This is a genomic window from Vibrio sp. M260112, from assembly GCF_036533775.1.
In the GTDB taxonomy this organism is placed as follows: domain Bacteria; phylum Pseudomonadota; class Gammaproteobacteria; order Enterobacterales; family Vibrionaceae; genus Vibrio.
The window spans coordinates 48,958-72,193 of sequence record NZ_JATABH010000018.1; the positions used below are offsets into that span (position 1 = coordinate 48,958).

General features: G+C 44.0%; 21 protein-coding genes, 2 tRNA genes and 2 pseudogenes. 13 read left to right on the plus strand and 12 right to left on the minus strand.

Annotated elements, in window-relative coordinates:
- Nucleotides 1–30 precede the first annotated feature (30 nt).
- The 4 genes from apbC (at nt 31) to QTN95_RS10080 (ending at nt 6,392) form a co-directional block, all read left to right on the plus strand.
- On the plus strand, nt 31–1,104 hold the full coding sequence (gene apbC / locus QTN95_RS10065) for an iron-sulfur cluster carrier protein ApbC (protein ID WP_138973595.1): 1,074 nt from the start codon (nt 31–33) through the stop codon (nt 1,102–1,104).
- A gap of 247 nt (nt 1,105–1,351) precedes the next feature.
- Nucleotides 1,352–1,993: a uridine kinase gene (gene udk / locus QTN95_RS10070; protein WP_331417382.1), complete on the plus strand. Its 642-nt coding sequence runs from the start codon at nt 1,352–1,354 to the stop codon at nt 1,991–1,993.
- Between the two features lie 154 nt (nt 1,994–2,147).
- The gene (locus QTN95_RS10075; protein ID WP_331417383.1) at nt 2,148–4,301 is read left to right on the plus strand and encodes an AsmA family protein; all 2,154 of its coding nucleotides are present in this window, start codon (nt 2,148–2,150) and stop codon (nt 4,299–4,301) included.
- 480 nt (nt 4,302–4,781) lie between these two features.
- A complete protein-coding gene (locus tag QTN95_RS10080) occupies nt 4,782–6,392 on the plus strand; it encodes a methyl-accepting chemotaxis protein (RefSeq protein WP_331417384.1) in 1,611 nt (536 codons plus the stop codon).
- Nucleotides 6,393–6,440: 48 nt separating this feature from the next.
- Here QTN95_RS10080 and cobO read toward each other — a convergent pair whose 3' ends face one another.
- A complete protein-coding gene (gene cobO / locus QTN95_RS10085) occupies nt 6,441–7,046 on the minus strand; it encodes a cob(I)yrinic acid a,c-diamide adenosyltransferase (RefSeq protein WP_331417385.1) in 606 nt (201 codons plus the stop codon).
- Between the two features lie 110 nt (nt 7,047–7,156).
- On the opposite strand from cobO, the gene QTN95_RS10090 reads away from it, so the two are divergent.
- On the plus strand, nt 7,157–7,609 hold the full coding sequence (locus QTN95_RS10090) for a low molecular weight protein-tyrosine-phosphatase (protein WP_331417386.1): 453 nt from the start codon (nt 7,157–7,159) through the stop codon (nt 7,607–7,609).
- 42 nt (nt 7,610–7,651) lie between these two features.
- Here QTN95_RS10090 and QTN95_RS10095 read toward each other — a convergent pair whose 3' ends face one another.
- The 3 genes from QTN95_RS10095 to sodB all read right to left on the minus strand — a co-directional run bounded on the left by QTN95_RS10095 (nt 7,652) and on the right by sodB (nt 9,742).
- A complete protein-coding gene (locus QTN95_RS10095) occupies nt 7,652–8,314 on the minus strand; it encodes an SDR family oxidoreductase (protein ID WP_331417387.1) in 663 nt (220 codons plus the stop codon).
- A gap of 206 nt (nt 8,315–8,520) precedes the next feature.
- Nucleotides 8,521–9,024, minus strand: a complete 504-nt coding sequence (locus QTN95_RS10100; protein WP_331417388.1) for a VC2046/SO_2500 family protein — start codon at nt 9,022–9,024, stop codon at nt 8,521–8,523.
- Between the two features lie 133 nt (nt 9,025–9,157).
- Nucleotides 9,158–9,742 carry a superoxide dismutase [Fe] gene (sodB, locus tag QTN95_RS10105; RefSeq protein WP_069446954.1) on the minus strand — a complete coding sequence of 195 codons (585 nt, stop codon included), beginning with the start codon at nt 9,740–9,742 and terminating at the stop codon, nt 9,158–9,160.
- Between the two features lie 303 nt (nt 9,743–10,045).
- Between sodB and QTN95_RS10110 the strand changes: the two genes are divergently transcribed.
- Both QTN95_RS10110 and QTN95_RS10115 read left to right on the plus strand, forming a co-directional pair.
- A complete protein-coding gene (locus QTN95_RS10110; RefSeq protein WP_331417389.1) occupies nt 10,046–10,381 on the plus strand; it encodes a Grx4 family monothiol glutaredoxin in 336 nt (111 codons plus the stop codon).
- A gap of 85 nt (nt 10,382–10,466) precedes the next feature.
- Nucleotides 10,467–12,422 (plus strand): DNA topoisomerase III, encoded by a 1,956-nt coding sequence (locus QTN95_RS10115; protein ID WP_331417390.1) that lies wholly within the window; start codon nt 10,467–10,469, stop codon nt 12,420–12,422.
- Here QTN95_RS10115 and QTN95_RS10120 read toward each other — a convergent pair.
- The 4 genes and pseudogenes from QTN95_RS10120 to QTN95_RS10135 all read right to left on the minus strand — a co-directional run.
- Nucleotides 12,419–13,396 (minus strand): DUF3080 domain-containing protein, encoded by a 978-nt coding sequence (locus QTN95_RS10120; RefSeq protein WP_331417391.1) that lies wholly within the window; start codon nt 13,394–13,396, stop codon nt 12,419–12,421. The two genes, QTN95_RS10115 and QTN95_RS10120, sit on opposite strands and share 4 nt — an antisense overlap.
- Nucleotide 13,397: 1 nt before the next feature.
- Nucleotides 13,398–14,210 carry an AraC family transcriptional regulator gene (locus tag QTN95_RS10125; RefSeq protein ID WP_331417392.1) on the minus strand — a complete coding sequence of 271 codons (813 nt, stop codon included), beginning with the start codon at nt 14,208–14,210 and terminating at the stop codon, nt 13,398–13,400.
- Between the two features lie 16 nt (nt 14,211–14,226).
- Entirely contained in the window at nt 14,227–14,769 is a 543-nt protein-coding gene (locus tag QTN95_RS10130; RefSeq protein WP_443088867.1) for a YbhB/YbcL family Raf kinase inhibitor-like protein, read from the minus strand.
- Between the two features lie 248 nt (nt 14,770–15,017).
- Nucleotides 15,018–15,149 (minus strand): annotated as a pseudogene (locus tag QTN95_RS10135) (LacI family transcriptional regulator); the annotation flags it as partial.
- Between the two features lie 82 nt (nt 15,150–15,231).
- On the opposite strand from QTN95_RS10135, the gene QTN95_RS10140 reads away from it, so the two are divergent.
- Both QTN95_RS10140 and QTN95_RS10145 read left to right on the plus strand, forming a co-directional pair.
- Nucleotides 15,232–16,155, plus strand: coding sequence for a histone deacetylase family protein (locus QTN95_RS10140; protein ID WP_331417394.1), 924 nt, complete (start codon nt 15,232–15,234; stop codon nt 16,153–16,155).
- A 12-nt stretch (nt 16,156–16,167) separates the two neighbouring features.
- On the plus strand, nt 16,168–16,650 hold the full coding sequence (locus QTN95_RS10145) for an NUDIX domain-containing protein (protein ID WP_138973581.1): 483 nt from the start codon (nt 16,168–16,170) through the stop codon (nt 16,648–16,650).
- A 44-nt stretch (nt 16,651–16,694) separates the two neighbouring features.
- Here QTN95_RS10145 and QTN95_RS10150 read toward each other — a convergent pair.
- The 4 genes from QTN95_RS10150 to QTN95_RS10165 all read right to left on the minus strand — a co-directional run bounded on the left by QTN95_RS10150 (nt 16,695) and on the right by QTN95_RS10165 (nt 19,145).
- A tRNA-Ser gene (locus QTN95_RS10150) sits at nt 16,695–16,785 on the minus strand.
- Between the two features lie 173 nt (nt 16,786–16,958).
- Nucleotides 16,959–17,035: transfer RNA gene (locus QTN95_RS10155), tRNA-Pro, on the minus strand.
- Between the two features lie 54 nt (nt 17,036–17,089).
- Complete coding sequence (locus QTN95_RS10160) at nt 17,090–18,892, minus strand: DUF3413 domain-containing protein (protein ID WP_331417395.1); 1,803 nt, start codon at nt 18,890–18,892, stop codon at nt 17,090–17,092.
- A 28-nt stretch (nt 18,893–18,920) separates the two neighbouring features.
- Nucleotides 18,921–19,145, minus strand: coding sequence for a YejL family protein (locus QTN95_RS10165; RefSeq protein ID WP_138973579.1), 225 nt, complete (start codon nt 19,143–19,145; stop codon nt 18,921–18,923).
- An 84-nt stretch (nt 19,146–19,229) separates the two neighbouring features.
- Here QTN95_RS10165 and yejK point away from each other — a divergent pair, with 84 nt between their 5' ends.
- The 4 genes and pseudogenes from yejK to QTN95_RS10185 all read left to right on the plus strand — a co-directional run.
- On the plus strand, nt 19,230–20,231 hold the full coding sequence (yejK, locus tag QTN95_RS10170; protein WP_138973578.1) for a nucleoid-associated protein YejK: 1,002 nt from the start codon (nt 19,230–19,232) through the stop codon (nt 20,229–20,231).
- 108 nt (nt 20,232–20,339) lie between these two features.
- Complete coding sequence (locus QTN95_RS10175; protein ID WP_331417396.1) at nt 20,340–21,572, plus strand: Hpt domain-containing protein; 1,233 nt, start codon at nt 20,340–20,342, stop codon at nt 21,570–21,572.
- Nucleotides 21,573–21,646: 74 nt separating this feature from the next.
- Nucleotides 21,647–22,795: a chemotaxis protein gene (locus tag QTN95_RS10180; protein ID WP_331417397.1), complete on the plus strand. Its 1,149-nt coding sequence runs from the start codon at nt 21,647–21,649 to the stop codon at nt 22,793–22,795.
- A 357-nt stretch (nt 22,796–23,152) separates the two neighbouring features.
- Nucleotides 23,153–23,236 (plus strand): annotated as a pseudogene (locus QTN95_RS10185) (type VI secretion system tube protein Hcp); the annotation flags it as partial.

Below are 23,236 nucleotides of genomic sequence, written 5' to 3' on the forward strand. Positions count from 1 at the left end.
GTGTTACGATTAGATGCATAAGGAGGACCTATGCGTCAATTCAGTTCAAAGCAAGATTTTTGTGATTGGTTAAACCAATTTGAGCATTCAAGCTTAGCGCCACAGTGGGCGTCAGTAGCCAAGATCGTTAGTGTTGAAGCGGCGGGCTTTAAGATAGAAATTCCTTTTGCAGCTAACGGTTTAGTTGAGGAGCTGACTGACTGGATAGCGGCTGCTCAATCGAAAGGTGAGGTGGCGTCGTTTTCGTATGACATTCTTGTTGCACCAAAAGCCCTTGAGACACACGTTGCCTCACAGGTGAAAGGGGTAAAAAATGTTATTGCTGTTACGTCAGCAAAAGGTGGAGTAGGTAAATCGACGACATCGGTAAACCTTGCACTTGCGCTGTCAAAATCTGGTGCAAAGGTCGGATTGCTTGATGCAGACATCTATGGCCCATCGGTTCCTCTTATGCTAGGGCAGACAGAGGCTCAGCCAGAAGTTAGAGATGGCAAGTGGATGCAGCCGATTGTTGCCCATGGTATTTACACACATTCAATCGGTTACTTGGTTTCAAAAGATGAAGCGGCTATTTGGCGTGGCCCTATGGCGGCGAAAGCGTTGGCTCAACTTCTCAATGAAACCGAATGGCCTGAGCTAGATTACTTAGTTATCGATATGCCGCCAGGTACGGGTGATATCCAGTTAACGCTTGCCCAGCAAGTCCCAGTCACGGGTGCGGTTATCGTCACGACACCGCAAGACCTAGCGTTGGCCGATGCGCGTAAAGGTGCAGCCATGTTTCAAAAAGTAGACGTTCCTGTGGTTGGCATTGTCGAAAACATGAGTTACCACATCTGTAGTCACTGTGGCGAAAAAGAGCACATCTTTGGTGCTGGTGGTGCAGAAAAAATGTCCAATGAGTATGGCTTAGACTTGTTAGCTCAAATCCCTCTACACATTCAAATGCGAGAAGATATCGACCGAGGCGAGCCGACAGTCGCTGCTCGACCTGAGTCTGAGCATGGAAGACAATATCTCACCTTGGCGGAAGCAGTAAGCTCGAGATTGTACTGGCAGGGCAAAGCAAAACCCGATTCAATACTGTTTACCATGGTCGAATAATCGGTAGTGTGGTCAAAAAAAGAGCGTTCATTTAGCGCTCTTTTTAATTCTTATTCCGTGTAATCGATTGCGCTGAAAACTTTTATTCCATTTACGTAAATCGGCTTAATAGCGACTGGCAACTCACCTCTTAACTCCCTATAATCAGGCGGTTTATCTAAATTTGTCCTAATACACAGAGCTCGGTTCGATGAGCACTGCTAGTATTAGCATATGACACCAATCTAATTCATCGGGTGCAAGAATAATGTCTGATAATAATCAATGCGTCATCGTCGGTATTGCTGGCGCGTCTGCTTCTGGAAAAAGTTTAATCGCTAGCACTATCTACAACGAATTACGTGCGAAAGTGGGCGATCATCAAATTGGTGTGATTACGGAAGATTGCTATTACAACGACCAAGGCCATCTGAGTATGGATGAGCGTGTAAAAACCAACTATGACCACCCAAGCGCACTCGATCATGATCTGCTGTGCCAACACCTAGAGCAGTTAGTTAAGGGACAAGCAGTAGAAGTGCCTGAGTACAGCTACACTAAGCACACCCGTACAGAAAACACCACAACAATGACGCCTAAGAAAGTCATTATCCTTGAAGGTATCCTTCTTCTGACCGATCCTCGTCTACGTGACCTGATGCACGCGACGGTATTTATGGATACGCCGTTGGATATCTGTCTGCTACGTCGTGTAAAACGTGATGTAGAAGAGCGCGGCCGCACAATGGATTCAGTGCTTAAACAGTATCAAGAAACCGTTCGTCCAATGTTTATGCAGTTTATCGAGCCATCAAAGCAATATGCAGACATTATTGTACCTCGTGGCGGTAAAAACCGTATCGCGATTGACGTGCTAAAAGCTCACATTGCAAAACTTTTGAAAGCTTAATACCGAATAAACGCTTAAGACTTTATTTTTTATGAGATAAGTGGCACTTTTAGTGCCACTTTCTTTTTATGGTCGTCTGTTATTCTGCCACGATCATTTATACTTGGAGCTTGCCTCTTTTTTTTGGTGTGCTCACCAAGCAAGGATACTGCTGATGAAGAAACTATTACTAATAATAGCCATCCCTGTAATTGCTATTCTTGGTGCGATTATCGCGTTGGTTACCCTCGTTAACCCCAACCAATTTAAACCACTAATTGTCGAACAAGCCAAAACTCAAACTGGGTTAGATCTGGTCATCGACGGTGATATTAGCTGGAAGTTTTTCCCATCGATTGGCTTTGAGCTAGGTCAGACTGAATTGCGTAACCCGCAAGGTTTTGAACAGCTGAATATGTTTAAAGTCGATACGGTAGGGATTGATGTCTCTGTCATGCCTTTGTTTAACAAGCAGCTCGAAATTGGCAACATCACACTGGATGGTGCTGCGTTCTCATTAGAAACGCTAAAAGATGGTACGCGAAATATTGATGCTCTTACTCAGGCACAAAACGCTCAGGCAGATACCGCCACTTCAGCGCCGACAACAGATGTTGCTTCTGAGCTAGCCGAGCAGAGCTCAGAAACCCCAAGTTCCGCGCCAGCTTGGAGTATCAATTTAGCGGGTGTCACAATCTCTAACGCTTCGGTTGATGTTCAGGATAAACAGGCAGGCTCGTTTACTAAACTTTACGATGTATCACTAAATCTGTCTGAATTTACCGCAGAAAAATGGACCAAAGTCGAGTTTGCTGCCAAAGGTGAAAACAATCAGCAGAAGTTCAGTGCTAAAGGTGATGCTGAATTCAAGCTGGCTACAGGTTTCACGCAATACGCTCTGCGCAATATAAATCTCGAGGCAAGCATGAGTGATCCTGCCACTCGTATTGATAGTGTTAAGCTCGGCCTAGAGACGTTCGAGTTTGATAAAGCCAATGCGTTAACCTACTCAGTGATAGGTAATGCGGCTGGTCTTGATATTGATATGAAAGGCTCTGCTTCGTTAACCGTTGATCAGGCGATTACCAAAGTATTAATGAACAAATTGATACTAGATGCACAATTCAAAGGCGAGACTTTGCCACAATCGCCGATGAAAGTGGATATGGCATCAGACCTATCGTTTGACCTAGTTAAAAGTCACTTAAGCTTTGTACTAGAGAAATTAACTGCCAACGCACTGCAATTTGACGGTAAAGCGGATGTGACGCTCGTGGAGATTCCAAAAATTCGTTTTGCGTTGCACAGCCCTAATATTGATTTAGATGAGTTTTTAGGCCTTCATCAGCCAGCCGAAGAGCAGAAACAAGCTTCTTCTCCAGCACAAAAATCTGAACAGAAACCATCTGAAACATCGCCTAAGAAACCTGTTGAAGAGGTTGAACCTGATTTAACGGCATTAAAAACGTTGGATATAGAAGGTGATATTAGTATCGACAAATTCAAAGCGAGTAATGCCAAAATGCAGAATGTGAAAGCAAGCTTCTCTGTGAATCGTGGTGTTGCTGAACTGACTTCGTTTACGTCCAATTTGTATGAGGGCTCAATTAGTGCAACAGCACGTTTAGATGCACGTAAATCACCAGCCAGCTATACGGCTATAAAACGCATCAAAGGTGTTAAAGTGCTGCCTTTACTGAAGGATGTAGCTAACAATGAGACCTTAGAAGGGACGGGTAACATTGATGTTGACGTAAAAGGTACTAGCCTGACGCCAACTGGCATTAAGAAGAACTTAGTCGGCAATGTGGTGATTAACTTCGAAGATGGTGCAGTTAATGGTATTAACGTCGCTCAGTTAATTCGTGAGAACTATGCAAAGATCAAAGGCGAAAAAGTTGAGTCCGTTGATGAAGTGCAAAAAACTGACTTCAGTGCGATGAAAGCAACACTTAAGCTTAACAAGGGCAATGTGTCGACTAACGATTTGACCATGCAATCACCATTGCTGCGCATTCGTGGTACAGGCAGTGCCAATTACCTCAATGAAACGGTTGATTTTACCGTCAGTACATCGATTGTCGGCTCTTTAGAAGGGCAAGGTGGCAAGGACATTGATGAACTCAAAGACGTTACCATTCCTATCAATATATCTGGTCACTGGTCTGAACCTAAGTTCAAGCTCGTGTTCGATGATGTGCTAAAACAGAAAGCGGAAAAAGAAATTGATCGTGGTCTGAAAAAGCTCGATGAGAAATTAGGTGACAAAATCAAAGATGAAAAAACCAAGGAAGCGGTTAACAGCTTAATTAAAGGCTTGTTTAACTAACATCTTAAATTTTGTTATATAAAAAAAGGGCTTCTAATTTATTAGAAGCCCTTTTTTACAATTGTAAGGTTATTCTGGTCAGGTTGTTGGCTTAGTTTTCTAACCTAAGTCAATTAAATTAGAGTACCACGCATATATCATCAATATTATCTTTATCATAAAGTTGTCCTCGCAACAGTACCCGTGATATTACAACGCAGATATGAGTATATTCATACTCGTATCCATTGAGAGTGCCATTACTTGTCGAGAATAAACTTAAATAATAACAATCTAATAGGTTTTTTTTTTGCTTGGGGATGCATTGTTTGGAATAAATCTCTTTGGGAATAAACCCTTTTCGGGATAGGTTTTAAGTGATGGTTCCTACATTGATTTCGGTATTATCCTACAGATTCGTGCGTTTTTTGTTGTTATCATGTTAAGTAACTCGACCGTATTTAATAAGGCGTACATGTGTACGAATAGTTGGTGTAATAAATGAGAAATTTCATTCATGGATTAGGTATAAAAAGTAAGTTAAATATTTCTTTTATCGCTATATTAATTTCATTTTCTTCAGTTTATATCCTTAAGCAAGGACAAATGAACGACGAGATAGTCACTTTGTCTGATATTTCTCACTCAGCACTCACCTCCATAAATGCAATTAATGACAACGAAATACAGCCAACCTATGAGATCTGGTTATTATTTCTTAAAGCATCAACGCGTAAGGAGCTTGAGAGTGAGTTTTTAAAGTCATTGGCTGAATGGCACCAAAACTTTGAAAAGGGCTTCATTGATGATGGTAAGGCAACCACCGCTGCTCGAAAAAACAAGTTTAATAATTACTATGAACATGTAAAAGAGCTGGTAAACTATAAGAGGAAATACTCAACGGATAGTGACGAGCTTGACTTGTACTTGCAAAAATCTGATATGTTGGCATTGGAATTAATTACATCACTTGCAGATTTTTCTGATGAGATGAATGCCAGTATTAGAAATGAATTTAAACAATCAAATCAAGATGTAAAGGAAATTACCACTAATAGCTATATAGAAATATCTGTTATATTTATTGTCGCTTTGATTTTCTCTTGGTATATATCAAATGGTTTATCAAGATCTATTAATAACATTGTTCTAGATTTGCAAAAAATGGCAAGTGGAGATTTTACTGTTGTTAGTTCGTATGAAGGTAACAATGAAATAGGCCTTTTGTCGAAGTCTATTAATCAGCTATCAGAATCCGTTTCTAAAATTATCAAAACGATGAATTCGAACGGGCTTAATGTGGCTTCATCTGCGACTGAGCTATCATCGGTGATGCAACAATCAAAAGATAATGCGATACAAGAGCGAGAGCAGTTTAATCAAATTAGCGTTTCAATTACGGAGTTGTCTTGTACCGCTAAAGAGGTAAATAGCAACGCATCTCTTGCAGAGGAAGCATCGAAAAAAGCGCAGCAACATATTTCACTGGGTCGAAGCCGAGTTGATTGCTCTCAAGAAATTGGATTGAAGATCTCTGGTTCTATTCATGGCTCTGCCCAAGTGATGATGGCGCTGAAGGAACATTCGAGCAATATTGGTCAAGTAGTAGAAGTAATCAATGGTATTTCAGAACAAACGAACTTGCTGGCTCTCAATGCAGCGATAGAGGCAGCTCGAGCCGGAGAGCAAGGAAGAGGTTTTGCTGTTGTAGCAGATGAAGTGAGAAGCTTAGCGGTTAGAACACAAGAATCAACATCAGAGATTCAGAGTGTTATTGGGGCGCTTCAAGATCAAGCTGAAACGGTCTATAGACAGATTCAAGATAATTTAGAGTTGCTAAAAGAGAGTGAAGACATTTCCCAGCAAGTTTTGAATGCTTTTATGGATATCGACTCCTCTGTGCAAAAAATTTCTGAACAAAATACGCTAGTCTCGGCGGCTTCGTCAGAGCAGGTGCAGGTGACGGAATCTATTTCAGAGAACATTACGCTTCTATCTGGGCTCGTAACAGATAACAGCGAAAGCATTGAACATTGTTTTGAAGCTTCTGACGAACTTGCTCGTTTATCTGAGGATCAAAAGGAGCTATTAGGTCGTTTCATTGTCGAGTAGCTTTGTACTCCAAACACCTAGATTCTTACATCTAGGTGCTTGTCTAGGTTACCAGTCGACGCCTTTGAGGGCTTTTACACCTGACTCAAAAGCATGTTTGACGTTTTTCACTTCGGACACCGTATCTGCAAGCTCGATCAATGTACGATGAGCGGCGCGACCTGTGATCACTACAGATTGCATCTTAGGACGGTTAGTCAGCGCATCGACAACCTCATCTAAGTCTATGTAGCCGTAACTAACCATGTAGGTCAGTTCGTCAAACAGGATAACGTTGATCGACTCATCTTTAAGCATTCGTTTACACTCCTGCCAGACGATTTGCGCTGCTTCTGTATCGGCTGCTTTATTCTGTGTTTCCCATGTAAAGCCTGTAGCCATTACTTGGAACTCAACGCCGAGCTTTTCAAGAAGATTACGCTCACCATTGTCCCATGTCCCTTTAATAAACTGAGCAACGGAACATTTGAGGCCATGGCCTACTGCTCGTGCAATAGTACCAAATCCAGAAGTGGATTTTCCTTTGCCATTGCCAGTAATCACCAACAACAAGCCTTTCTCTTCCTGAGCTGCCGCGACTTTCGCATCGACCTCTTGTTTTACTTTTTGTTGCCTTACTTTGTGACGTGCTTCTTTGTTGCTCTCAGAGACCATGGTTATTCCTTTTTTATTAAGTCACTTTGTGGATATGATAACCGATTCAAGTTGATGCAAACACCTACCAGTTTTATGGACAACTAATAGCTAGCGAGGAGGCTAGGTCGATGGCGAAGAGAATACTCGTCGTATGTATGGGAAACATATGTCGTTCACCAACTGGTGAAGCTATATTGAGAGCTAAGGCAAGCCAGCGAGGTATTGACGTTGAAGTTGATTCCGCAGGTACAATTGGTTATCATCAAGGCAATCCACCAGATGCGCGTTCCAAAGAGGCGGGAGAGAAACGCGGCTATTCATTTAAAGGCATTCGCTCAAGGAAAATTGTTAGCAGTGATTTTGAAGCTTTTGACCTCATTCTTGCTGCAGACAGAGACAATAAAGCGGATCTTATTTCCCAGTGTCCGGCCCATTTTCAGTACAAGATTCGACTATTTTTAAGCTATACCAATTCAAGCTACGATGAAATTCCAGATCCATACTATGGCGGTGATAGCGGATTTGAGTTGGTGTTGGATCTCATTGAAGAAGCGTCTGAGAAAATTCTAGATTCTCTATAAACAACTGTCGCTCACCATTTTCAATACCTAGTGGTGAGCACTCTAAGCAGCCATCACACGACCACTAAAGTAGTCATTAGAGACAATATATTCTGTGTTCCGAATCAACTCATCTTGTACTTTAGCCCAATGGGTATCGTCATGATCAAGAGCAGGCACAACACCAGCAACTCGAATGTTAAATGGCGTTAGTTCACGAGCCCAGCTTTGGGTGAAGCCAACGACCATCGAGGTGGCATTGTCAAAACCTGATAAATCCTGATATTCCGGATGTGCAATGACATTAACAATCACGCCATTTTTCTTCTCTTGTCGCATGCGTTCTGCGGTTGCTTGACCAAAACTGAACATGGTTGCTGCCATTAGGGAGAGCTTTTGGGTAAACAATGCACTGGCTTGTTGATCAAAAATGTGTGGCATGGCTTCTGCCGTCAATGCATTAATTAATACATCTGGTGAGCGTTTGACGGAGCTATCCATAAAACAGAACAGGTCTTGAATTGAGCTTAGTGAGTGATCTTGAATCGTGAACTGGAATACATTGTCGGAGATCTCACTGCACAGACGATAGGTCTGTTTTAATTGTGGATTGTTTACATCACACAAAACCACGGTCGCCCCAAGCGAGGTGAAGTGATACGCAAGAGTACTCCCGATCTGAGAACCTGCTGATGTGATTAAAACGACAGCTTTTTTTATATCCATTAGCTTACCCCCCATAAGCAATGTACGCGCAAAAAGGTGTCCACATATCATGGTAGATTAACTGTGACTTAGTTGTGAATAAGGTCAAATAACCTTAGTGAGATGGAAGGTTATTTACGATTCTTTGGCGCTATTCACACATTGGCGGGATCTTGCTAGTGGAGTAGCACATTTAAGACAAAAAACTGTGAAGTAGAATGATGGTGCTAAGCTTGTGCTTGAATTTGGAAAGTACGCTGAGCTTTGATTAATTGGTTATAAAGATCGATAGGCATCAAAGACTTAGGTTCTTTTTCACTGAGCAGCCTTCGCTGATGACCCGACAGGTTATGGTAGACCTCTTCTGGCAAGTCATGAGTCTCTTCTGGCAGATAGGTCAGAGCGTCAGGTTTTAAGTAATGACACAGTTTTGCACTCGGTAAACCGGAGCTATGAAAGAGAGATGCTTGCTGGGCAGAAAGTTCATAGGAGCTTTGATCTGAGCGCAATTGTTGTGGGCCTTGCAACTCGAAGCGTTTGCGTAACGCTTGCTTACTGGTGTCCACTTGGTCAATTTTTTCCGTCGGCGTGTTGTCGCGAACGTCATCAGAGAACATTGACAGAATTAGCGCAAAGTCTGCACGACGACCTTCGTGTACGGCATGGTTGATCCCATTACCGAACTGAAGTTCGTTGATAATTGCTGCTTTGTCTAAAGTATGAATCTGCATAATGCCTCTCGAGTGTTGCTTTTATAGCGACTTAGCTGCGAAAAACTTTAGGAAAATCATAGTGAGAAAAGCAAAAAAGCCAGCGAAATGCTGGCTTTTAATATGACTAAATTTTAATCCTAGGGAAGATGGATTATTTTGCTAGGTTTTCTGCAACGAAGTCCCAGTTAACCAGTGCCCAGAAACCGTTCATGTAGTCTGGACGTAGGTTACGGTAATCGATGTAGTAAGCGTGTTCCCATAGGTCAACAGTTAGAAGTGGTGTTGTGCCTTCTTCTGTTAGAGGAGTCGCTGCATTAGATGTGTTTACGATCTCTAGAGAGCCGTCTGCTTTCTTAACAAGCCAAGTCCAAGAAGAACCGAAGTTGTTGATAGCAGAGTCTGTGAATTTTGCTTTGAACTCTTCGAAAGAACCGAATGCAGCGTTGATTGCATCTGCAACTGCACCTGTTGGTTCACCACCTGCGTTAGGCGCTAGACAGTGCCAGTAGAAAGTGTGGTTCCAGATTTGAGCTGCGTTGTTGAAAACACCGCCAGTAGAAGTCTTAACGATTTCTTCTAGAGTTTTGCCTTCAAACTCAGTGCCTGGGATTAGGCCGTTAAGCTTTACAACGTAAGTGTTGTGGTGCTTACCGTGGTGGAAATCTAGAGTTTCTGCTGAGATGTGTGGTTCTAGTGCGTCTTTCGCGTAAGGAAGAGCTGGTAGTTCAAATGCCATTGCTCAATTCTCCATTGATGAGAAAGGGTTGCCCCTCTCGATTGCTTCCAGTGTTATTTATTAGTCATGGCCAGTGAATCACCAACCATGATCAATTTGCTGACTTGCGCTCTAGTTTAGCAAGTTTTTACTTTATTAAAAGCGCAGGGTGACATTTTCTATATGAAATTTCTTTATTAGTTAAGCTCAGCAAGTCTCAAAAGCATAACCTTGCAAATAACCATAGATATTATAGGCTTTTTATTCTGCGCTAATGGTTTAGAATGTCCAGAATATTTGCAGTAACTCCATTAAGAGGAAGCAATGGAAACTATCGATAAAATTAAACAGCAAATCGCAGAAAACTCTATCCTTCTATACATGAAGGGTTCTCCTAAACTACCTAGCTGCGGTTTCTCTTCACAAGCGGCACAAGCGCTGATGGCTTGTGGCGAGAAGTTTGCGTACGTAGACATTCTTCAAAACCCTGATATACGTGCAGAGCTACCAGCTTACGCACAGTGGCCAACTTTCCCTCAACTATGGATTGAAGGCGAGCTTATCGGTGGTTGTGACATTATCATTGAAATGTTCCAGAAAGGTGAACTTCAGCCTCTAGTAAAAGAAGCGGCTGAGCGTGTAGCGTCTGACGAAGAATAATACTGTTTAAATTTACAGTTTTTCTTGATTTATAAGGGCCACATTCGATAATGTGGCCCTTATTGTTTTTAGCTAGTTCTACTTTATGTCACGTCTGTTTATCGCTGAAAAACCCAGTCTAGGTCGCGCGATTGCTGCGGCACTGCCTGGCCCTAAAAAAAACGAGCAAGGATTTATTCGCTGTGGTAGCGGTGATGTGGTGACTTGGTGCATCGGTCACTTGCTTGAACAGGTAGAGCCTGATGCGTATGACGAACGTTATAAAAAATGGAATCTGGCAGATCTTCCGATTGTGCCGGAACAGTGGCAATTAAGACCACGAAAGTCTGCCAGCAAACAGTTAACCGTCGTCCGAAAATTGCTTAAAGAATCGAGTCAGATAATCCACGCTGGCGACCCAGATCGAGAAGGGCAACTGCTGGTGGACGAGGTGCTCGATTATTGCAAAGTAAGCAAATCGAAGAAGGATGCGACCCTACGTCTGTTGATCAGCGACCTCAACTTACCTGCAGTGAAACGCGCTTTGAACCAAATGCGCAGTAATCGTGACTTTATTCCACTGTCAATCTCCGCATTAGCTCGCTCCCGTGCAGACTGGCTTTACGGTATGAATATGTCTCGAGCGTATACCTTGCTTGGTCAAAAGGCTGGCTATCAGGGGGTACTGTCTGTCGGTCGAGTGCAGACGCCGGTACTTGGACTGGTTGTACGTCGTGACGAAGAGATCGAGAACTTCATCCCTCGTGACTACTTCACATTGCACGCACTGATTCCCTACCAAGATGGCTCGCATCCGTTTGATATCCGAGCGCGTTGGAAGCCAAGTGAAGCGTGTAAACCATGGCAAGATGAAGAAGGGCGGGTATTAAACCGCAAGTTGGTCGAAAATGTTGCTCAGCGAATAGCGAATCAACCAGCCAAAGTGGTTGAGTCTGAGCAGAAACAGACGAAGCAATCAGCGCCACTGCCATATTCGCTTTCAGCACTACAAATTGACGCAGCAAAACGTTTTGGTATGAGTGCTCAGCAGGTTCTGGATACCTGTCAATCGCTGTACGAAAAACACAAGTTGATTACTTATCCCCGCTCTGACTGCCGTTACTTGCCGCTTGAGCACTATGGTCAAGCTAGTAGTGTTTGTGACGCTGTCGCTAACAATGCCAAGGAGCTTGGTGAGGCGGTAAAGGGTGCAAACCTTAGCCTTAAATCAAAAGCGTGGAATGATAAAAAAGTCGACGCTCACCATGCGATTATTCCGACGCCAAAGAAAGCCTCACACAATGCGCTTTCTGCGAACGAGATGAAGATCTATCAACAGATCGCAAGACAATATCTAATGCAGTTTTACCCAGCGGCAGTCTACGCCGAAGCGAAATTGGTGTTTGATATTGTTGGAGGAACCTTTATTGCTAAAGGTCGTCAGTTGGTGTCCGCTGGCTGGAAAGAGTTGCTGGGCAAAGTGGATGATGAAGATTCTGGGGTAGATACGGTTCCACCACTGCCTGAAGGTAGTGTACTCACTTGCCGTGAGGGTGAAATTAAAGATCGCCAAACTGAGCCGCCGAAGCACTTTACGGAAGCGACGCTGCTACAAGCCATGACGGGTATTGCCCGTTTTGTCGCAGATAAAGAGCTAAAGAAGATTCTTAAAGAAACCGACGGCTTAGGCACAGAAGCCACACGTGCAGGGATTCTTGATACGCTGTTTAAGCGCCAGTTACTGCAACGACAGGGTAAGTCGATTCTCAGTACGCCAGCGGGTCGCGGTTTGATCCACGCGTTGCCGAGTGACTCTACATTCCCAGACATGACGGCAAACTGGGAGCACCAGTTGCAAGGTATGGCTGATCGCAATCAGGCATATCTGCCGTTTATGCAGGCGCTACAGCAACGAATTGATGACCTGATGGCTCAAGTTCGTAGTGGTGACGTTCCGCAATCTCTACGTCACTTACCGCAAGTAGAGCGCCCTGCCTACAAGCGTAAAAACGCTCGATATCGCAAAAAACCTGCGACGAAAACGGCGCCTAAGTCCGGTTAGCCGAGCTGACGACCACAGCGTTTAAAGAGCTGCTGCCAGTAGTCAATGTGGCGGCGTATGGCTAACCGAAAAGCTTGATGGTTTTGCGCTAACGGATAAACATAATTGTGAATATCAGGTTGAGGAGCAAACAGAGTCAAGTTTGCGGATAGGTTCTGATAATATCGGTCGAGCTGAGCCATATAAGGTTGGACTTTGGCGACATACTGCTGTTCGAAGACATTGTTCAAGTACTGGTATTTTGTAGTATTGCGGTTGGGCTGGCAGAGAACACTATGATCATATTCGGTAAGCTGCAGCGTGACCAGATTGAGCTTACTGGTCGCCATGACAAGAGAGTAGTTTAGATTGCCAACGATGTTATTTTTCTCCAGTATTTCTTGAACGTCGATGGTTTTCTCTTCGGATTGATGGAAGGCGAGATTGAGTCTAGTTAGCGCTTCATTGACCTCAGATACCGTTTGACCAAGATTAGCCTCTAACCACTGACTTCCTTGTAACTGTTTTTGCATCGCTTCACTAGTAAAGAGCAAGTTCCACTGATGCAATGCCAACTGTGCGCGTTTGTGTGCCCCTATCTCTGCCAGCACTTGCTGTAATTCTGGATCAAGTTGCGGACTATTAATACAACGTGACAAGCCATCCAATAGTGCATTTTGATAATCGTAGTTGCGAAACTCATCAGCGACTTTACCCAGTACGGAGTTTCGCTCAGCAATCAAGTTAAATAAGCCACACTGACGCAGTTGATAGCTATCGAGCAGCCCAATAGATATCGAGGGTATCTCAATATATAGGTCGCGCTTGCGAGGTAGATTGACATAGTCTTCCAATGTGCTCTCCACTTGGGGCGCATTTTGAATCCGTACCACCCGAGTAAGATAGTCATCGAAGAAAACGCTTGGGCGGTCAGATTGACAGGCGGTCAGAATCCAACAAGCCACGACTACTAACCCCAATGCCGACTTTGTCATTCTAATGCACCTTTGCTTGAGCGGTGTGAGACATATCGCTGTTTACGGTCTGCATATAGTCTGCCGGTGTTAAACCGAACTTAGATCTAAATCGTTGCGTAAAACGTTGTTCAGATTGATAGCCACACATATAAGCGAGTTGGAGGACACTCCAGTTTCTTGTTTGCATTAAATTGAGAGCGTGATTGAGCCTCACTTCGGTAAGCACATCGCGATATTGGGTGCCTTCTTTTTTGAGTCGGCGCATAAAGGTCGCTCGACTAATCGCAAAGTGACTAGCGACTTCTTCTAATGGGTGAGTGTCACTCGGAGATTGGGCAAGATAACGAGTCAGTTGCTGGCTAAACGAGGTTTGTTCGCTACTAAACAGGCAGTGAAGCGCTCCTCGCTCAGCTAACTGCTGATAAAGTGGAGCCAGCCAAAGACGCTGCGTGGCGTGACTCATTGTTTTTAAGTCGAGAGTAAAAAGAACATTTAGCGTCTGTTCAATCGCTTTATCGTTTTTGATCCAAGATTGTTGAAGCCTATTGGCATTGTCGTTGCTGAGTTGAATCAAACTTTGTGGGGCAGGGTGGTGAAAACTGAATACCCGAGATAGAAAAGCCCCTTTATCTGGAAGATTCTCAAAGCTAAATCGAGAAGATGCCTCGCACAGCAATAAGGTTGACGAGGCAAGATCTACTGTCCCTTGATTAATGAACAGCCTTTTACTGCCAGATAATATTTGAATCAGGCTAGGAGAGTGAATTGTCACATTACGGAGCTTTTGGAGCTGCTGTGCTCGAAACGTTGTCACTTGATAGAGGTGAGTCATCACATCTCCTTTTCGATTAGCGAGTGTATGTGGCTGTCAGTGTCGCTTTGTCTAAAGCCATACTATTAAGAGTAAATCCTACTACGGCAGCAGGTGTGTCTTTGTTGAGCCCTAGTTCAGCTTTAGGCAGAGCCCAAACGGTAAATTGGTATCGATGCATGCCGTCAGAGATCGGAGGACAGGCACCACCAAATCCAACCGAACCATAATCTATACGAACTTCTTTCCCACCAAGCTCACTGATGTTCGCTGCTCTTGGCAGTTGAGTTGTTTCTAGTGGAATATCAATGGCAATCCAATGCCAAAAACCGCTGCCTGTTGGGGCATCTGGATCGTAAGCGGTGATAGCGAAACTTTTGGTACCTTGAGGAATCTCTTTCCAACTCAATTGTGGTGAGAGGTTACCTCCATCGCATCCCCAGCCGGAATACTCAAAGGTTTTCGCCATTGGATAACCTTCCTGAATATCGCTACTGGTGAGCTGTAATGCACTCGCGGCGCCCGAAAAAGCGATGCTGGTGGCTGAAAGTAACGCCAAGCCAAGTGTGTGTTTACTCATTTTCATATTAACTTTCCTTATCTCTGATGTTTAAAGTGTTTTTGACCACTACAGATTAGAGGAAGCGCAAGATAGTAACTAAACAATAAGTATCATCATAATCTAAAATATGATCAATTTTGATACTTATGGTGATTTGATAAGCTCTGTAAGCAACCTGAAGCTGAGCTTCGCCGGATTGACGACTATAACTCAAGCTGGATGCATTGATAGTCGTTGTTAACCTATGCTCTCACGCGAAGCTAGCCTTAACGGTAAATCGATTTTGTTGATTGGCGGACAATCAGCTCCATCGGCGGTAAACGCACCTCGTGCTTGTTGCCATTCAATAGATTGAGAATCGACTCTGCGCAGACTACACCAGTTTCCTCGACTATTTGACCACTGAAGTCGATGAGTAGCCTTGCAACCAAATAACCAACTGATAACATGAGCCGTAATCTTTGCTCAAATTGAACCAATATGATCCTTCTGATTTATCACTCGCTTTATTCACAATTAGCTCTACCTGCTGGGCATCGTTACCCTATCAACAAGTACCGCTTATTGTTTGAAGCCATTGAAGAACAAAGAGGGAAAGATCCTCAATGGCTCCGCAGTCTGCACTATGTTGAGCCTCAGCCATTATCGCAGCAGCAAGTCAGTCAGTGTCACTGCCCCGACTACATTGATTCATTGATAACCGGAAAGCTTGGCGTCACTAAAATGCGCCGAATTGGTTTTCCCTGGAGTGAGCAGTTGATCAATCGGACTTTAATGTCGGCTGGTGGAAGCTGTGAAACCGTTCGGCAGGCATACAATAACGGGGTCGCGATTCATCTCAGTGGTGGCTATCATCATGCACATTACGATTTTGGCAGTGGTTTCTGCCTAATTAATGATCTCGTGCTTGCCGCCAAGCAAGGGCTAGATATAGAAGGTGTCGATAAGATTTTAATCGTGGATAGTGATGTGCATCACGGAGACGGTACAGCGACCTTATGCGATGGAGATGCGCGGATTATTACCCTCTCTTTTCATTGCGATAAGAATTTTCCCGCGCGTAAACCCGATTCGGATTTAGATGTTGCCCTGCCAAGAGACGCTGATGATAAAGAATTTCTTTCGGCATTTACTTCCGTTGTTGAGATGGCGATCAATCTTCATCAACCTGATGTTATTCTTTATGATGCAGGCGTCGATATTCATCAGGATGATGAGCTAGGCTATTTAAATGTAACGAGTGAAGCGATTTACGCGCGTGATCAGTTTATGTTTGAGTTAGCGAAACAGAAGCAGATCCCCATCGCTTGTGTGGTTGGGGGCGGTTATCGAAGTGAGCATCAAGAGTTGGTTCCAATCCACATGCAACTGATTCGTGCGGCGATAAACACTTATGGACGTTAATAAGGAGCACTCATGGAGCATCGCATCCGAGGGGCAGGGCTATTGATAAAAGATGGTGCAATGTTGCTGCTAAAGGTGAAAGACTTTAGCGGTGAATATTGGATTCCGCCAGGTGGGGGAATGGAAGCTTGTGACCAGAGCTCCAAGGCCTGTGTGGTGCGAGAGTTTAAAGAAGAGGCAGGAATAGAGGTCGAGGTCGGCGAGCTTATCTGCGTCAGGGAGTTTTTGGAGACACACACCAATCGTTATCATGCAGAGTTTTTCTATCTTATCGACAGCTACCTTGGCGTTCCCCATACAAGAAACCTGCGTGGTCTTAATGATGAAAGGTATATTCAATCTGTAGAATGGGTCCCGATTCCCGAGTTAGTTGACTTACGCATCTACCCTAAAGAGCTAAAAAACAAGGCGCTGGATTTGATTGAATCAGGACTGTTTTCCACCCATCTAGGTAGTTACGTTCAAGGTCAGTATGAAAACATCAATCAGCTATAGAAACGAAAAAACCGCTGTAAAAACAGCGGTTTAATCTTTGAAAGTGGCGGAGAGATAGGGATTTGAACCCTAGATACGCTATTAACGTATGCCGGTTTTCAAGACCGGTGCTTTCAACCACTCAGCCATCTCTCCGTTGTTGAAGCGAATAATATAGAGGTTCACAAATCTTGTAAACCCCTAATTTTATTGTTTGCTTTAATATTGAGCGGTTGAAAGTAAAAAGGTGGTTAAACGAGTGTTTTTTATACTTTAGGCTGCTTTGAGGCAATAAAAAAGAGAGCCGAAGCTCTCTTTTTTTAGGTGTATGGTCGGACTGAGAGGATTTGAACCTCCGACCCCCGACACCCCATGACGGTGCGCTACCAAGCTGCGCTACAGTCCGATGCCCATAATCTAATCTTAATTACGCTGTGGGTCAATCCTATAACGCTATGATTTAGTTGCTTTTTGCGTAAAAACGCTGCAATTCAGTCAAGCCTTGCATCAGAACTGGCAAAGTTGGGTTCTCATCTTTTAGACGTTGGTAATTCTCGTCATAGAGTTTGTAGTTGCCAAACTTATCAATGACTGTGGTGTCTTTGGTGGTAATTAAGGCTAAATCGCGCGAATCGCCTGCCAAGATCCATCTGCGTTTGCGTTCGTCAAACAGATTACGACCACTACTGAAATCACTTGGGTTCGACGATACGCCGAGTAAGTCTTGAAGCAGAGTGACCGACATATCAAGGTGGCTTGTTCTATGCTGATATTCAGCGGCAACTTTACCTGGCCAGTGAATGATCATTGGAACCTGTAACTGGTAACGACTGTAGTTTGAGTTTGAACCCCAGCTATTGGTTTTCGTCTCGTTAAACTCTGTAGCGTGGTTAGAGGTAATGATGATCACGGTTGAATCACTGAGCTCAAGCGTATTGATTTCTTTGAGCAGCTGAGCGATCTCTAGGTCAGCCGTTGCCACCGATTTTTTATAGCCAGCGATCAATTTGTTTGCTGCTGACTGAGCTTCACCGCTGTCGTATGTGTTAAAGTTATCGACGGTCGTCAGTTCAATGTAACTAAACCAAGGTTTATTGCCTTGTTGTTTTGCCCAATCTGCCCAAGCTTGGATCGCTAGCGAGTCTGGTGATTGAGTGTCGTTAAAGGCAATACCAGTAAAGTTCATACCGCGGAAAACCGTTTCACCGTAAAGAGGTTCATCAAAGTTATCGCCGCTAAACAGACCGAATTGATACTGCTTTTCGATAAGAGTGTCTATAAGGATAGGCTTAGAGCCCTGTGCCTTAATGCTGCTTGAGTAGCTGCTAGGTAATCCATAGAACAGACCGAAGGTACCAAATGAGTCATTACTTGAGCTGTAATGGTTGGTAAAGTTCTGGTTCTGTTGCGCGAACTGATAAGCCGCAGGCATCGTTTCTTTCGTCAGTACGTCGGAGCGTAGGTTATTGACGCTAACAACCAAAACGTTAAGTGCGTTTGCACGACGGTCAAACTCAATTTTTTCCAGTGGATAGCGTACTAGCTCGTTGCTATCTTGGCTTTGTTCTAAGCGCAATAAATACTCTTCGCGGTCAAGCAGCCCGTGTCTTTCCATGAATGACTTCGCGGTCATCGGGTAGGAGAGAGGGAAGTTCGCGCGCTGAGCTGTGATTGGGTTATAAAAATACGCGTCAGCCCAGACATAAATCAGATGGCTTGAGATAAAGCTAACAAAAAACAGTGCCGCGATCGGACGGCCAACATGTTTGTGCGACAACTTACGTTGCTTACGCCACACCCATTCAGATAAGGCAAGCTGCAATAAGAATATCAGTGGCAGGACGATAAATAAGTGCTGCAAGTCTACGGTTAGCGTCGAGCCTTCATCGCTAAATAGCACTTCCCATACCACAGGGGTCAAGTGCAAATTGATGGTTTGGTAGGCTTGCGTGTCGACCAGCAGTACAGTTAAACCGACTGTTGCAAAACAGACCGCCAGTAAGCGGAACAGCTTACGTGACGGAATGATAAAGGTCAGCGGAAATAGAACAAGTAGGTATAAGGCAAAGACAAGGAAACCAAAGTGACCAACCCACGATACTGCTAGGTAGAATTGTCCTAGTAGTGTTTCAGGCCACGGAGATTGAGTGATATAACGGGTTCCGATCAGCATTGCTGCGATGATGTTGAAAAAGGCAAACCAGTGCCCCCAACCCACTAACCGCGATACGCGTTCGCCGTATGTATTTCCGTTATCAACCATGTAAGTGTTCTATTATCCGTTATTGTTCTTAGTGTTTTTTAGTTTCTACAGAAGAAACAAGCGCTTCTGCGAATTTTTCAGCAATTGCTTTGCGTTGTGAAGCAGCAATATCGTGATTTAAGACATTGGTAGCGATATTACCCGCAATCATTAATGCAAGCTCTGGGCCAGCAGAATGTTTTTCAAGTACTGCGGCGATCTCCGTTAGGATTCGTTCAACTTGTTCGTCGCTGTATTTAGATGTAATCGGCATAAAGACTCTTATGATGATAGTAAAGCGGCTTATGATAACCTACAATGCCACGCAACTGAAACCTACGCAGCGATAAATTTCATCATGAGTCTTCATCTTTCAAACGTTATTCTTCATCAACTGCAAAAAAACGATGCCGATGAACTGGTTGTTAACTTTCGAACCGAGTCTCTCGCTAACGATTCTTCTACCGAAAATCTAGTGGCTGAACTGCATCGAGTGTTCAATTCAAAAGCAGGCAAAGGCTTCGGCAGCTTTAAATCAGACAGCGATTTTCAGGTCTGGTTGCAAGAATTGCGTCAAGGAAATCAAAATTTTTATGATTTCTCCCAGCTCAGTGCCAACCGTCTGAAGGATGAGCTATCTAAATACCCATTTGCTGATGAAGGCATTTTGGTTATTGCTGAATATCAGTCACTGGCTACTGACTACCTTTTTGTAGCGATTATTCCTTCTAATCAGAGTTTGAAGGTTACGGAAGGGTTGGACATCAGCGCAACAGATTATCTTGATTTATCAAAAATGGATATTGCCGCACGAATCGATTTGACCAGCTTTGAGACGGACAAAGATTCCAACCGTTACCTCGCTTACATCAAAGGACGCGTTGGACGTAAGGTTGCGGATTTCTTCCTTGATTTTCTGCAAGCAGAAGTGGGTCTAGACGCCAAAGTACAAAACCAAGTATTGATGCAAGCGGTCGAAGATTTCTGTGCGGATTCTAAGCTCGAAAAAGAGGAAGTGATCAGCTACAAGAAACAGGTGGCAGATTACTGTAATGAACAAATCAAATCTGGCGATGAAGTTCAGGTGAGAGAATTATCTGGAGAGTTACCTCCATCACAAGATGGCACCAGTTTCTTGGACTACACACAAGAGCAGGGATATCAGTTGGAAGAGAGCTTTCCTGGTGATCGTGCCGCCGTACGCAAACTCACCAAATACGTTGGTGCTGGTGGTGGTTTGAATGTCAGCTTCGATAGTTTGTTACTTGGTGAGCGCATTTTCTACGATCCAGAAACAGACACGCTAACCATCAAAGGCACACCACCAAATCTACGTGATCAACTGACTCGAAATAGATAATTGGTATAAGAACTGGACTGACTGCAATATTTTGCCAGTTAGTCCTCCACTTCCTCTATATAGTGTATATTCTTGTATTAAAGGGAAATAATCTATTTAGGCGGGAGCATGGAAGGTAAGGCGCTTAAAATCGGGTGGTTGTTACTGTGTGTGTGGGTCGCTTGCATTGCAGTACTCGCAAACAGTTATCGCTCGATAAATGCGACGAAAGAGCAAATCTATGAGCTCGGCAGCAGTATTCAAGACTTGCGAGAGACTTTCTCGTTTGACACGCCTTATCGCGTCCATATGGCGGACTCGCAATCACTCGATCTACAGCTTATCTATGCTCTTCGATTACAAATCGATGCGCATTATCAGAAAAGTTGGTACCTACCAGATGTCAATCAGTTACTTTTTACTACCGACCGATTTATAGAGCAAACACAGATCTACTTGGATAACAATTTAGATCTGCTGACCCTTGTCGAGCAGGTTCGCCTTAAACGTGAACGATACTCAAATGATGCCGAATTATCGCTGCTCTACTACCGAATCAGTGCCAATGTTCTAGAAGCGATTTTCAGCGACCGGAAATCGAGTCCTAAAATCTACCGAGAATTAGACCAAATCTACTCGTTGTCTGCCCAGTTACCAAAGGACGCACGACGGGATCTGCAACAAGTCTTAGCCCAGATTTCGTTGGTTTTAGGGGGGTACGCGCAAGGGCAGTACATCGTCGATAAACTGATGACGCACGATGTCTATGCTCAAATTGATATTCAAAGAATGGCCTACGATCAATTGTTGATGAAGCATATTTGGTTGGGGTTATTGATTACTTTGACTTTTATGCTGGCAGTATTACTGATGCTCCCCCTTGCTTATCGTCATACTCGTCAGGCGGTGTCTCAGCAGGGAGAGGAGTCAGAGCAAGAGGTCGAAGCCTCCACTGCCATCGAAGTTGTTCCGGATGATACGCCAGTAAGAAAAAACACCTTTCACAATGCATCAGATGAGCCTGAGATTAACTTTGAAAAAATGCTTGAATCGTTGAACAACGATATGGAATCGGTGTGCATGTTGTTGGAAGTGTTCATCGTGGACCACCATAAAGACGGTGAGCAGATTACGCTATTGTTGACAGATTCCCCTGAAGAAGCGCAAAGAAAAGCCCATAGTCTCAAGGGGGTGGGCGGCAATCTCGGCGCTACTAAACTACGTCAAGCAGCCGGTAAAGTAGAGGTGGCAATCAAAGACGATATTACTCTGGTGCCAGATTTACTAGATGAGCTGACTTGGCGTCTGGAAAGAGCGATCTCAGAAGCCAGACTTTTCTTAAAAGAGCATAATAATCAGTGAAATTGACGGTATACTGACTTTCAATCGATAAACTATCGAGCTTGTTTTTATTCGCTCAATCTGAGGTTTAGTTAATGCGTCGCTCTTCCGTCATTTGGTTGTTTTTACTGTTATTGCCATTGAGTGGCTGTTCCCTGCTAGAAGTTAAACTGGATAGTCAAACGACGCCGTTAACGCAGCAAGAACTTAATATGAGGCTGCTCACTCGTGAATACACCCAGCAGTTCTTTTCTCAGGTTGAACAAGCAGCGGATACTATCGCTGCCAATTATCAGCCTCAAGACAAGGTTAACCAATCTTATGTCTTGCTATGGAAGATCAACGCCGAAGAAGGGTTACAACGTTCAGCGTATCAAGTTTCTCCAACCGCAGCTCTGATCGATAGCTGGGTCTTCACGGAGCAGATGAATCAATTCTTTAACTCTGGTGCGGGTAGTGAGCTATTTGTCACATCCGATGCCAAGCAAGTCTCGCAAAGGCTATCTCAAGAAATCGATAACTTAGCCCACTCTTTGCTAAAGGGAAGTCGCTATAACACGACTAAAACATTTGTGGCTGAGTTTGCCGCTAAGCACCCATTTGAAGACTTAAGTTTTATTAGAACTCCCGCATATCGTGCTTGGTTAGAAGCAAACCAAATCAGTGAAAGTGAAGCTGTCTCGACGTTGGGTACCATGCCTGAGGCGCTTGGTGATGTGTCGGACCGATTGAGTCTTGTCTCTGAGCAGACGCCAAAGATAATGACTTGGAAAGCGCAATTGATCGCGATGAACAGCAGCATTAGTGGTGAGCAGTTAACGGCGACGCTACAAAGTTTGCAGGCCACTTCTGAATCTTTTCAGGACTTTGTAGAAAACAACCCAGAGTATATGGAGAACCTTGCCAAACAGATGGCGATTCAGTTGCAGCCGCTGGTTAATGATATCGATGTTCGTACCTCGGCGCGCCTCGACCAATTGAGTCTTGAACGTCAGGCGCTAGAGGAGATGGTCGCTCGAGAGCGTGCAGAGATTGCTTTGATCGTCAGTGCAGAGAGAGAGAAATTTACTCAGGATCTCGATAAGGTGTCACAAGACGTGCTGACACTAGCGATGGACAAGTTGGTGGAACTGATTAAGAGTACCATTATCTATTTTGTCCTGTTTATCGTCGCGATATTCTTCGCACCTCTAGGGCTAGGTTACTTGCTTGGTAAACGAAGTGCGGTGAAGAAGAGTGCTTAGATGAGTTTCTAAGTACGAAAATGCAAAATAAGCGCCTCAGATTAGGCAGCTCCTATCACTTAACGTGTTCGCAACACACTGGATAGCAAACCATACTGTTGCGAACGACCCCTCTGTAGCAGTGGGGTATTTTCTGATTTTTCATCATTTGTGATTGTTCACAGTCTCCTCGGTGCATTTTTTGCTTCCGGGCAACTTTTTGCTCGGTCTGAGCAAGATCTTGCTCGATTCGAGCAAAAAGTTGCCCAGCTCGTATATTAATAAATGCTTAAATTGTTGAAATATATACATTTTCATTTTGGCACGATTTTTGATTAAGAGTAAGTGTTATTACACACAACCTCTAAGGATTTTACTATGCCAACTCCATGTTATATTTCTATCGACGGTGAAACTCAGGGTCTGATCACGGCGGGCGCCTGTACGGCTGACTCTATCGGT